This window comes from Flavobacterium sp. GSP27 (assembly GCF_003970395.1).
In the GTDB taxonomy this organism is placed as follows: Bacteria; Bacteroidota; Bacteroidia; order Flavobacteriales; family Flavobacteriaceae; genus Flavobacterium.
In genome coordinates this window covers 16,931-27,722 of sequence record NZ_RYDP01000022.1, presented here as the reverse complement: position 1 = coordinate 27,722, position 10,792 = coordinate 16,931, and the positions used below count along the sequence as shown (strand labels likewise).

The following is a 10,792-nucleotide window of genomic DNA, read 5'->3' as shown; positions in this document are numbered from 1 at the left end:
TGACTCGATAGCTCAGTTGGTAGAGCACATCACTTTTAATGATGGGGTCCTGGGTTCGAGCCCCAGTCGGGTCACAAAAGGTCGAGTAATTTATTACTGGACCTTTTTTTTTATAAGGCCACGTGGAGAAACGGTAGACTTGCCAGCTTGAGGGGCTGGTGCTCGCAAGGGCGTGTGGGTTCAAATCCCACCGTGGTCACTATAAACATTGATTATTAGATAGTTACAGGTATTTTAGTCGCTATTTAATCGCTAATCATTATTTTAAGCATAAAAAACCCGATACAATTTAGTTTTCGTATCGGGTTTTTTCTTTAATCTATAAAATCAATTATTGCATCTGCTGGAGGGGCTTCCTTATCCCGTTCCAAGAACGTTACCGTTAGCCCTGAGTAACTCGATGCAGTTGGATCATCCCGTATCTCTCTAATTATTGTCAGCATCCTGGGAATAAGTAAATTGTTGCCATCCTCAATGCCATTAATCTCAATGAATACAATGGGGAATGATCGTAGAGCCTGCACAAATATTCGGAATTTATCTTTTTTCGATACTTTAGGATTTAAAACCAACTGCTCTAGGTCATCTAAATTAGATATTTTTATTTTAGCCATGCTCTTCTAATCTTAAAGTTTGTTCAATTATTGTTAAATTCATTTGCTGGAAATGATGTGCTGGGCTATCAATTTCAATATGTGAATTTTTAGGTATCACATAAGGCAGTAATTTAATAATTGCATCCAAACGCTCTTTTGGAGTTATTTGAATTTCCTCAGGAAAAGGGATTTTATCTAAACGTCTAAAAGCCAATGCGTGTAATTTCACACCATAATAATACAAGCTTTTAGTAGAGCAATATCCTTTGTCGGTCAGTTCTTTAGCTACTTTTGCATTACGCTTTCCAGAACAAGTGATTATTGGCATTGAATCCAGTAAACTTTGATCAGCAAAACAGTCAGAGGGTATAAAATCTTCAAACAACGAAGATGTAAAACGTCTAAAAGCTTCCGACAATTGGTTAAGCCGATTAGAAAAGCAGTATATGAACCGAGTTTTGGAAACCAATCAATCAAATAATCACAAGCATATTTGTGAATCTGTTTGATGCTAAAGCGTTGTTCTTCTTGAACTGCGAATAGATAAATGGTCATAATTTCTTGGTCTGTTAAATCTTGCTTATCATTGTTGCTAAAACGTTCGCAAGTATATTTTAAATCTTTTTCAAATCTGTCGCAGATTATTGAGTAGATTTTTATTAATTTTAGGGCTTTAGGCTGATTAATCATATATTTAAATGTGCGTTAGATATACTATAAATATACTGATTATCAGCTTATTAATCTAATTTTTAAACAGATATTTCTTTCTTTTTCAACCCTTGATTCGCATAAATTACTATTTATACCAAAAAAAAGCCAGTCAAAATGAACTGGCTCTTACCTTTAATTTGTTTTTTTATTTCCAACCGCCGCCTAAATCCCTGTAAACATGGACTACGGCATTAAGCTGCGCTTTTTTAGTTTCTATAAGCTCGAGTTTAGATTCCAGCGCATCACGTTGCGTCATCAAAACTTCAAAATAATCGGCTCTGGCAGAATTAAATAAATCACCTGCTATATCTATAGACTTGTTAAGAGCATCTACTTGTTGTGATTTTAAATTATAACTCTTCTCCAAATTACCAATTCTAGAAAGTTGATTAGATACTTCCAGATACGCATTTAAAAGCGTACGCTGATAATTATACATCGCCTGAAGTTGCCTTGAATTGGCGTTGTAAAACTCGGCTTTAATCGCGTTCCGATTGATTAGTGGTCCAGCAATATCACCCGCGAGCGAATAAAGTACTGATTCCGGGAACTTAAAGAAATAAGAAGGCTTAAATGCCTGTATTCCTAATGCTGCCGTGATATCAAGAGAAGGATAAAATTCCGCCCGAGCCACTTTCACATCCAGCTTTGCGGCAGCTAATTCTAATTCTGCTTGTTTAATATCCGGACGATTCGCTAATAATTGTGATGGAATTCCCGAATTGATTCCCGAAGGTAGTAAACTTAAAAAATCACTTTTATCCCGCGCTATTTCTTGTGGATAGCGTCCCAGCAAAAAATTAATCCTATTCTCCGTTTCCTTTATCTTCTGAAGAATATCAAATTCCATACTTCTGGAAATTAATACCTCCGCTTTAAACTTTTGAACAGCTAATTCAGTAGTCCTAGCGGCTTGTTTCTGAATTCTGACAATTTCCAGGGCATTACTTTGCAAGTTGATATTCTGTTTTACAATTCCCAACTGGCTGTCGAGTGATCGTAATTCATAATACGAATCTGCAACCTCAGCGATAAGGTTTGTTATCACAAAATTTTTCCCTTCTACAGTAGATAAATACCTGCTCACAGCAGCTTTCTTAGAATTGCGCAATTTCTTCCAAATGTCTACTTCCCATTTTGCATAAGCAGCCACGGTATAATCCTTTAGCGCATCTGGAACTTCAATGCCGGGAACAATTTCTGTAGCTGCATCACCAGCTCCTTGACTGGTGTACCGTCCTACCTTTTCAACTCCGGAGCCAGCCCGTAAACCAACTGTTGGAAACAACGCCCCTTTTTTGATTCGGATTTCATTCTTTGCAATTTCAATTTCCTGCAAAGTGATCAACAGCTCCTGATTATTTTGGAGCGCTGTATCAATCAAAGCTATCAGGTTTTTGTCTTTAAAGAAATTACCCCATTGAATAGCAGCCATATTCGTGGAATCTCCATTACTGCCGAAAGATTCCGGAATAGGGCGATTGACCTCTAAAGTAGCTATTGTCGGAGCTTTACAGCTTACCACCGTCAGGAAAACACCTAACGAGATACTATATTTATACAACTTGATTTTATACATGATTATTATCAATTTCTTCCGTTAATGGATTTTCTTTTTCCTTTTTTACTAGCTTGTATTTTTCTGCGATTCTACCAAAAACGTAGTACAACCCAGGAATAATAAATACACCGCAAATTGTTCCTATAAGCATACCACCAGCTGCGGCAGTACCAATAGTTCTGTTACCAATTTTACCAGGTCCAGAGGCAAACACCAAAGGAATTAAACCTGCAATAAAGGCAAATGAAGTCATCAAAATAGGGCGAAACCTAGCTTTAGAACCTTCCATCGCTGCTTCGAGCACTGATTTTCCTGCTGCATGTCTTTGAATAGCAAACTCGACAATCAAAACGGCATTTTTACCCAATAAACCAATAAGCATGACCATAGCTACCTGAGCATAAATATTATTTTCTAAGCCTGTTAGCTTTAATAAAAGGAACGCACCAAAAATACCGGCTGGTAAAGAGAGAATCACCGATAATGGCAAAATAAAACTCTCATATTGTGCTGCTAAAACTAAGTATACAAAACCTAAACAAATCAGGAAGATCCAAATGGCCTGATTCCCTTGCGCTACTTCATCGGCAGAAATTCCCGCCCAGTCAATACCATACCCTCTAGGCAGTTTTTTCTCTGCCACGTCCTGAATCGCTTTAATGGCTTCACCACTACTATAACCTTCAGCTGCGGCTCCACTTATTTCAGCAGAAGTATACATATTGTGCCGTGTAATTTCCGACAATCCATATACTTTTTCCAGCTTCATGAAAGCAGAAAATGGGACCATTTCATCTCGGTTATTCTTTACATACAATTTTAAAATATCTTCCGGCAAAGCTCTGTATTCAGGAGCTGCCTGCACAATTACTTTGTAATTAAATCCGTACTTAATAAAGCTAATTTCATAGTTACTTCCCACTAGTGTAGATAACGTATTCATGGCATTATCAATGGACACACCTTTTTGCTGTGCCAAATCATTATCAACTTTCATCATAAACTGCGGAAAACTGGCACTGTAAAAGCTAAATACCGAAGCTAGCTCAGGACGTTTATTCAATTCTTTTACGAATTCAGTATTCACTGTTTCCATTTTTTTATAATCCCCTGAACCTGCTTTGTCAAGCAAACGAAGTTCAAACCCTCCTGCAGCTCCATACCCAGGGACAGCAGGCGGCTGGAAAAATTCAATATTAGCACCGGGAATGTCTTTAGCTTTTTCTTCTAATTCTGCCATAACCTCTTGTACTGCATTTTTCCTATCGCTCCAATCTTTAAGGTTTATCAAACAAGTTCCGGTGCTAGAGCCGGTACCTTCTGTCAGAATTTCATAACCTGCCAAAGCAGAAACTGATTTGACTCCTTCGACAGTTTCTGCGATCTTTTGAAGTTTTTCTGCAACACTATTGGTTCTTTCTAATGATGAACCTGGAGGGGTTTGAATAATAGCATAAAACATTCCTTGATCTTCATTTGGAATAAAACCAGAAGGTACGTTGCTGCTTATTACCCATGTTCCTATACAGAAACCTACAAGGGTTATAAAAGTAATGGTTCTTCTGTTAATGATACGACTCAACGCATTTTGATACTTTCCAGCCGTAGTATTAAACGTAGTATTAAATCCATCTACAAATCTGTTTACTGGAGTTCTCTTTTTAGGCTTTCCATGATTATTTTTCAACATCATCGCACAAAGTGCCGGTGTAAGCGTTAACGCCACAATACCAGATAGAATAATTGCAGTAGCCATAGTGATGGAGAACTGACGATAGAATATCCCCACAGGGCCTGACATAAAAGCAACTGGAATGAATACCGCAGCCATCAAAAAGGTAATAGCAATAATAGCACCCGCAATTTCATGCATCGCTTTTTTTGTAGCTTTTATGGCTGAAAGATGTTCTTCTTCCATCTTGGCATGCACGGCTTCGATCACCACAATAGCATCATCAACCACGACACCGATCGCTAATACCAATGCAAACAAAGTAATAAGGTTGAGCGAAATTCCAAAGAATTGCATGAAAACAAAAGTTCCAATAAGTGAAACTGGCACTGCAATTGCCGGTATAATAGTTGATCTCCAATCTCCTAAGAACAAAAACACAACCAATCCCACCAGAATAAAGGCTTCAACCAAAGTGTGAATTACTTTTTCGATAGAAGCATCCAGAAATTTAGAAACGTCATAACTTATTTCATAATCCATTCCTTTCGGGAAAGAATTTTTCTTAATTTCAGCTAATTTTGCCTTTACCTCTTTAATAACCTGGCTGGCATTACTACCGTACGATTGCTTCAATACAATTGCAGCAGAAGGCTTACCGTTTAGGTTCGAGTAAATATCGTACATGGAGCTTCCAAACTCAATATTAGCAACGTCTTTTAATCGTAAAATTTCACCGTCAGCGCTAGCTCGTAAAACAACGTTTCCGTATTGCTCTTTTGTAGTAAATCGCCCAGAATATTTCAATACATATTCAAATGCCTGAGATCGTTTACCGGAGCTTTCCCCGGTTTTACCAGGAGATGCTTCCAAACTTTGATTGGCCAATGCTTCCATAACCTCATCTGTAGAGATTTTATAGGCCAACATTCTGTCGGGTTTCAACCAAATTCTCATGGCGTACTCACGCGTACCCAAAACATCAGCAAACCCTACTCCATTTACCCTTTTCAATTCGGAAAGGATATTAATTTCGGCAAAGTTGTAAAGAAATTTTTGATCGGTATTGTTATCCTTACTATAAAGATTTACATACATGAGCATACTCGATTCTTCACGTGTAATCTTTAAACCTTCTCTTACCACTAATGGCGGTAATTTATTAACTACCGAAGCAACCCGATTTTGAACATTTATTGCCGCTTGATTTGGGTCTGTACCTAAATTAAATATTACTTGTATGCTAGCCTCTCCATCATTACCCGCATCAGAAGTCATATATTTCATTCCTGGAACACCATTCAAGGCTCTTTCTAACGGAATAATTACTGATTTGATCATCAGTTCACCGTTAGCGCCAGGAAAATCGGCGGTTATATTGACTTTTGGTGGAGAAATTGAAGGGAATTGAGTCACTGGCAAATTTGTTAAAGCCAAGGCGCCCAAAAAGACTATTATTAGCGATATTACTATCGATAGAACTGGTCTTTCAATGAATTTATTAAACATCTATTTATTTTTTAATGATTAAACCAAATTGGAATTACGAAGTTATTCCGCTTTTAATCGCAAATGAGCCAGAACCGCATTAGGTGCTAGATATTCATACTTGATTTTGTCCTCCTCTTTTACTTTTTGAACCCCTTCTAACACGATTTTATCATTCTCCGAAATACCACTGCTTACGACATACAAGTCTGGCATTTCACTATTTATAGTTATTTCCCTGGATCGCACTTTATTATTTTTATCGACCACAAAAACATATTTCTTATCTTGAATTTCATACGTTGCTTTTTGCGGAATTACAATGGCATTTCGAAGCGGAACCAGCATCTGAACCTCCCCTGTTTCTCCATTTCTTAACAGTTTATCTCCATTAGGGAATTTTGCTCGGAAAGCAATATTCCCAGTTTCGTTATTGAATTCGCTTTCAATAATTTCAACTTTTCCTCTGTATTTAAAGGGTTGATTGTTCGCTAAAATTAGCGTTACATTTGTTTCGGCACGATTTTTTAAATTGGTTTGATAATCGATATATTCCGGTTCCGAAACATTAAAATAAGCAAACATCTGACTATTGTCAGAAAGGCTTGTCAGCAATTCACCTTCATCAATAAGACTTCCTAGTTTCAAAGGAATGCGGTCAATGGTACCGTCAAAAGGCGCTCTGATTTCGGTAAATGACAAATGAATTTTTGCCAGTGACACTTCGGCTTTAGCTTGTTCAAGTTTAGCTTGTGCCATCGCTTGCTCGTTTTTTGAAATCACATTTTTATCCACCAAGGTTTTGGCATTCAGTAATTCGATTAGTGCAGCTTTTTCTTCCGCTTTTGCTTTTTGCAGTTCAGCTTCATAAATTCTTGGCATGATTCTAAACAATAACTGACCTGCCTTCACAAACTGCCCTTCATCCACATAGATGTTTTGCAGATACCCTTTTTCTTGTGCTCGGATTTCAATATTTCGAACAGATTTTATTTGCGAAACATATTCCTTGGTATACGAAGTATCTATTTTTATTGGATTTGTTACTGTAAATTTTTCAGCTTCTTCTTTTTCTTCTTTTTTAGTTGTACAGCCTGTAAGGCACAACAAGGCAATTAAGCCCGTGAAAACGAGTATTCTTTTCATAATATAAAATGGAAATTAAGCGATTTGATACTTGGAATTAAGAATTCCTTTAGACGTAAAAAGTCATCAGCTTCCTGAAAAGTATCTGTATTCCCATACCGAAAAATAAGATGCTATATTTTCACGAGGTAAGTAAGGATCTAAACTTTGGAAATTGACGTGAAGTAATTATCAAATTCTTAAAACACCCTGACTAATATAAATAGGATTTGATTGGCCACAAAATGGGGCGAAGATTTTAAAATTCTTGGTATAATAATTTAAAACAGGCTGACAGGAAAACAACAAATACCAGCTTCTGGTCAAGTCTATTTTATTAGTAAAAAAATTATCTGAATCCTTATTTTTAAGATTTTCACCGCTGAAGCACTCCTCTTCTAATTCAAAACCAGCTGAAATAACTTTACTATTGCTATAATCGTTGTTAGCAAATCTTACTTCTCCATTTTTTACACTGCTTGACGTTAAAGCGTTGCTTACACGACTATCATGCGTTGCTGCATGAGCATAATTTTCTCCACCTAACAGGTGGAAACATAAGTATAAGAAAAATACAACTACTTTCATTGGGCGCCAAAAGTAATAAAAGTAAAGATCGAAATAAAAGAAATTAATTATGTTTAACAAAAAAAAAGGACGAAAACGTTTTCAGTCAAAAGCTTGGTATTTTATTATTACAATGTAAAAACCAGAAAAGATCTAGCACTCAACCAATTGTAAATATTACACATTACGCCGTACATTTCGTCCTTCGGAAAAGAAATGAACCAATTTTAATTTTTCATGCCAATTGTATATTTATCGCTTAAAATCAATACCCTACATTGTCCTGATTTTTATTTTCAGCAAATTAAATTCATCAAAATACGAATACTGAAAGAAAAAAAAGGGAATACCACTGACAAAAAAACTCCCAAATCCGCTGTAAAACCCCACATATACATTGGTGAATGTGATTTTTAAACAATGTAAGAGTTTCTATTGTTTATCAAAAATCCATACTTCTACAAAACATGTATGCATAAGGCCGGTCGTAAGATTACAATTGGCGCTATTTAATAAGTCCTTTACCTCTTGATAAAGGAAAACAAATATTTATTGTAAAGAATAAACAGAGACAACAACGGAAAATTACCTTTTGGTTTTCAATACTAAATTTACCTGATGTTTAGTTGTTATTCTTTATTTTAACTTCTCAGCAATTCCATTTGATTTATGAAAATACCGTTATAAAGAGAGTTTAACGGGTTGCATATATATTATTAAGACAGTCCTTCGCTTGTAACGAACTTGCTTTCATCGATAAAATTTAGCTTTTTTATCATTTTTAATAAGATTTAATCTTATTAAAAAAAACTTTAGTTGTGTGATTTCTTTTTTGTAAAAATGACAAATTAAATACTATTGGTAGTAATAAGAGTCCTAAAAAATTAATACGTTATACAACTAAATTATTGCACACAATTTTAATTGCAGTGATCCACATCAAATACTTTTTTATCCAAAATCATACTTTTTAAAACTGGCCTAGAAACAATCTTAAATACGCTTTTAAAATAAAATCGATTTCTATTCGTTATCAAAATAAATAAAAAGAATTGTACCTTTAAATAATAGATATCTAATTAATAATTGAATAAATTCTCCCAATTTGAAACCTAAAATTTTTATGAAAAAATTAATTTTTCTTGCATTATTATTAAGTTCCTTAACTGGCTGGAGTCAGAGTCCAATTGCCTACGAATTTTTTGACCAAGCTTTAAAAAAAGCAGAAACAGGCAATCTAAAAGGCGCTATTGCTGATTATACTAAAGCCATACGAGCTGATCCATTGTTTGCTGAAGCCTACTTAAACAGAGCCCTTTTGAAACAAAAATCAGGCGATATAAAAGGGGCGTTAGATGATGTCAATAAAACCATCCTCATTGAACCTAAAAAAGGAGATGCTTATACCACCAGGGCTGACATCAATTACAAGGCTAAAAATTATACGGGAGCCATTGAAGATTGCACGATATCTATCACGTTAAATCCTAAAGACTACATTGCCTATAATCTTAGAGGGTTATCTAATATTCACATTCAAAATAAAAAAAATGCGTGCGCTGATTTCACCAAAGCCATTAAATTAGGAAGCCAAAGTGCCGTTAAAAATAAAAAAATGTTTTGCAAATAATATTCTTGAAATAGGCATAAAAAAAGCGTCTCGATTACAACATCAAGACGCTTTTTTTTATAGATATAACTCTGTTTATTTCATGAACTGCTATAGCGGCTTCAATTGTTCTAAATCAATGTTCGATTGTTGCAATACGCTCATCATAATCATTACGCTGGTTGGGTTCCTCTTATTTTCTGCCTTTAGTTGCTTTTTTTAAGTCATCACCTCCTGGAATTCGCATCTTATCGGTAAGAACTGAAATTTCATTCAAATCAAAATTTCCTGTCAATGACATCAGCACTGTATCCTCATTTTTAGCTCCTTCAATAAACATCAGCAATTCTCTAATTTGAGAATCTGAAGTTCCTGATTTTACCAGAATTTTTATATTCCTTCCGTTTTCATTCACGCGCATCAACTCTTCTAATCCCGCTGTTTTGATGTACTTCTCTGCAGCAGCTTTCATTTCTCCCTCTGCTCTGGTACTTTTTGTAGTAAAAACTTTTAGGTTGTCCAATTTTTTTATCAAACTCAGGTACTGTTGCGTTTCTTTATCAGAAGCATCTACTTTGACCTTACTCATCAAGTCGAACATTTTTTTATTGACTATAATGGACGTAACATCATCTTGTCCGTCAAATTTGTCAAAGACTGCTTGCGCAAAAAATGGACTCGAAATAACTAGAAATACTAAAGTGATCAGACACTTTTTGCTAAAACTCCTATTGATACTTTTTTGAATGGTTGCTTTCATTTTATTTAATTATTTTATTGTTAGTATTCTTAGTTTGATTTTTAGGATCTTTTCCACTCTTTTTTAGCGCTTACAAAAACCCTGTTTTTAACGGTTTGATATTCTTCAATGTATTGTACACTTTTTATGCCAATATTCACATTCTTGGATAATAATGACAATGCTTTTTGAGTGGCCCTAAAAGCGGCTTCAGGATCTTCATAGGTTCCTAAATTTGTATTTTCTTTTGTAGCATCCAAATCAAAAAGGACATACGTTGCTATTCCCATCAAAACAACAACTGAAGCTGCAATAGAAACCCAGCCTAAATTCCCTTTTTTATTCTTGTTTTTAGCCATAACAACTTCAAATACTGGAGTTTTATTCATATTCTGCTGCTCTTTTGCAACAGCAAAACAGTCAAATAATGAAGCATACTGTTGTAAATGCGAAGCAACATCCTGAGACGAAAAATAATCCCGTAACTCTTTTTCTTGGACTAAAGTGGTCGCTCCCTGAAAGTATTTTTCTAATAAACCCTCGACTTTATTTGATTCCATAATTGTGTATTTGTATCATAAATTCTTTAATCGTTTTTCGTGCCCGGGAAAGTGACACCCGGATTGCGTACTCTTTCATATCCATTAAAAATCAAACGAGTTATACTATTAAGATGAATCCTATTTATTTTTGCAACAAAAAAACATAAAATAAAACTAAA

At 35.3% G+C, this 10,792-nt stretch carries 10 protein-coding genes, 2 tRNA genes and 1 pseudogene; 3 read left to right on the top strand and 10 right to left on the bottom strand.

All coding sequences use genetic code 11. The features are described 5' to 3' along the window. Position 1: 1 nt before the first annotated feature. Positions 2-74: transfer RNA gene (locus EKM05_RS14050), tRNA-Lys, on the top strand. Positions 75-116: 42 nt separating this feature from the next. Continuing rightward, positions 117-199, top strand: a tRNA-Leu gene (locus EKM05_RS14045). Positions 200-314: 115 nt separating this feature from the next. Here EKM05_RS14045 and EKM05_RS14040 read toward each other — a convergent pair. The 7 genes from EKM05_RS14040 to EKM05_RS14010 form a co-directional block, all read right to left on the bottom strand. Further along, positions 315-614 carry a hypothetical protein gene (locus EKM05_RS14040; protein ID WP_126556287.1) on the bottom strand — a complete coding sequence of 100 codons (300 nt, stop codon included), beginning with the start codon at positions 612-614 and terminating at the stop codon, positions 315-317. Beyond that, positions 607-924, bottom strand: a complete 318-nt coding sequence (locus tag EKM05_RS14035; protein WP_126556284.1) for a hypothetical protein — start codon at positions 922-924, stop codon at positions 607-609. Before EKM05_RS14035 ends, EKM05_RS14040 begins: the two co-directional genes overlap by 8 nt. Further along, positions 915-1,286: a hypothetical protein gene (locus tag EKM05_RS14030; RefSeq protein ID WP_126460844.1), complete on the bottom strand. Its 372-nt coding sequence runs from the start codon at positions 1,284-1,286 to the stop codon at positions 915-917. The genes EKM05_RS14035 and EKM05_RS14030 overlap by 10 nt, the downstream gene beginning before the upstream one ends. Before the next feature lie 169 nt (positions 1,287-1,455). Beyond that, positions 1,456-2,889 carry a TolC family protein gene (locus EKM05_RS14025; protein WP_126556281.1) on the bottom strand — a complete coding sequence of 478 codons (1,434 nt, stop codon included), beginning with the start codon at positions 2,887-2,889 and terminating at the stop codon, positions 1,456-1,458. Continuing rightward, positions 2,882-6,052, bottom strand: a complete 3,171-nt coding sequence (locus EKM05_RS14020; RefSeq protein WP_126556278.1) for an efflux RND transporter permease subunit — start codon at positions 6,050-6,052, stop codon at positions 2,882-2,884. The genes EKM05_RS14025 and EKM05_RS14020 overlap by 8 nt, the downstream gene beginning before the upstream one ends. Before the next feature lie 42 nt (positions 6,053-6,094). Continuing rightward, positions 6,095-7,177 carry an efflux RND transporter periplasmic adaptor subunit gene (locus tag EKM05_RS14015; RefSeq protein ID WP_126556276.1) on the bottom strand — a complete coding sequence of 361 codons (1,083 nt, stop codon included), beginning with the start codon at positions 7,175-7,177 and terminating at the stop codon, positions 6,095-6,097. 171 nt (positions 7,178-7,348) lie between these two features. Next, complete coding sequence (locus tag EKM05_RS14010) at positions 7,349-7,744, bottom strand: hypothetical protein (RefSeq protein ID WP_126556273.1); 396 nt, start codon at positions 7,742-7,744, stop codon at positions 7,349-7,351. A 1,102-nt stretch (positions 7,745-8,846) separates the two neighbouring features. On the opposite strand from EKM05_RS14010, the gene EKM05_RS14005 reads away from it, so the two are divergent. Further along, positions 8,847-9,353 (top strand): tetratricopeptide repeat protein, encoded by a 507-nt coding sequence (locus tag EKM05_RS14005; RefSeq protein WP_126556271.1) that lies wholly within the window; start codon positions 8,847-8,849, stop codon positions 9,351-9,353. Between the two features lie 172 nt (positions 9,354-9,525). Here EKM05_RS14005 and EKM05_RS13995 read toward each other — a convergent pair whose 3' ends face one another. From EKM05_RS13995 to EKM05_RS14720, 3 genes and pseudogenes are all read right to left on the bottom strand, one after another. Continuing rightward, complete coding sequence (locus tag EKM05_RS13995; protein WP_126460802.1) at positions 9,526-10,092, bottom strand: DUF4252 domain-containing protein; 567 nt, start codon at positions 10,090-10,092, stop codon at positions 9,526-9,528. A 41-nt stretch (positions 10,093-10,133) separates the two neighbouring features. After that, positions 10,134-10,631: a hypothetical protein gene (locus EKM05_RS13990; RefSeq protein ID WP_126556268.1), complete on the bottom strand. Its 498-nt coding sequence runs from the start codon at positions 10,629-10,631 to the stop codon at positions 10,134-10,136. Then, positions 10,618-10,719, bottom strand: a pseudogene (locus EKM05_RS14720) (RNA polymerase subunit sigma-70); the annotation flags it as partial. The gene EKM05_RS13990 and the pseudogene EKM05_RS14720, both read right to left, overlap by 14 nt. Positions 10,720-10,792: the final 73 nt, after the last annotated feature.

Excerpts from the sequence above, each read along its gene's own strand:
- EKM05_RS14040 (WP_126556287.1), bottom strand. The coding sequence starts at position 614 with ATGGCTAAAATAAAAATATCTAATTTAGATGACCTAGAGCAGTTGGTT.
- EKM05_RS14035 (WP_126556284.1), bottom strand. The coding sequence starts at position 924 with ATGCCAATAATCACTTGTTCTGGAAAGCGTAATGCAAAAGTAGCTAAA.
- EKM05_RS14030 (WP_126460844.1), bottom strand. The coding sequence starts at position 1,286 with ATGATTAATCAGCCTAAAGCCCTAAAATTAATAAAAATCTACTCAATA.
- EKM05_RS14025 (WP_126556281.1), bottom strand. The coding sequence starts at position 2,889 with ATGTATAAAATCAAGTTGTATAAATATAGTATCTCGTTAGGTGTTTTC.
- EKM05_RS14020 (WP_126556278.1), bottom strand. The coding sequence starts at position 6,052 with ATGTTTAATAAATTCATTGAAAGACCAGTTCTATCGATAGTAATATCG.
- EKM05_RS14015 (WP_126556276.1), bottom strand. The coding sequence starts at position 7,177 with ATGAAAAGAATACTCGTTTTCACGGGCTTAATTGCCTTGTTGTGCCTT.
- EKM05_RS14010 (WP_126556273.1), bottom strand. The coding sequence starts at position 7,744 with ATGAAAGTAGTTGTATTTTTCTTATACTTATGTTTCCACCTGTTAGGT.
- EKM05_RS14005 (WP_126556271.1), top strand. The coding sequence starts at position 8,847 with ATGAAAAAATTAATTTTTCTTGCATTATTATTAAGTTCCTTAACTGGC.
- EKM05_RS13995 (WP_126460802.1), bottom strand. The coding sequence starts at position 10,092 with ATGAAAGCAACCATTCAAAAAAGTATCAATAGGAGTTTTAGCAAAAAG.
- EKM05_RS13990 (WP_126556268.1), bottom strand. The coding sequence starts at position 10,631 with ATGGAATCAAATAAAGTCGAGGGTTTATTAGAAAAATACTTTCAGGGA.